Raw genomic sequence first — 320 nt, forward strand, 5'->3', positions numbered from 1 at the left:
GAGACAATAGGGGACAGACCACGTTTATCGATTTAGGATTTAGGAGCTCTATGGAGGGAGATCCTTATGCCACGTCGAGCACGCGTTTCTTTGCCAGGATGTTCACTTCATCTGATTCAGAGGGGTAATAATCGCTCAGCGTGCTTTTACGCTGACGAGGACTATCTCTTTTATTTGGATGTGTTGGTGGAGCAAGCAAAGAAGCATGGATGTGCGATCCATGCCTGGTGCTTGATGACCAATCATGTTCATTTGTTGGTCACGCCCGAAAGCCCTAATAGTGCAGGGCTCATGATGAAGGGGCTAGGGCAGCGTTACGT

At 48.8% G+C, this 320-nt stretch carries 1 protein-coding gene; it reads left to right on the forward strand.

Translation table 11 applies throughout. The annotated features are described in order from the left end of the window. Positions 1–66 precede the first annotated feature (66 nt). Positions 67–320, forward strand: a 254-nt coding sequence (locus RND78_RS27980; protein WP_312733494.1) for a transposase, incomplete at its 3' end; no start/stop codon positions are given.

It is taken from the genome of Pseudomonas oryzihabitans (assembly GCF_032027545.1).
Classification (GTDB): Bacteria; Pseudomonadota; Gammaproteobacteria; order Pseudomonadales; family Pseudomonadaceae; genus Chryseomonas; species Chryseomonas oryzihabitans_F.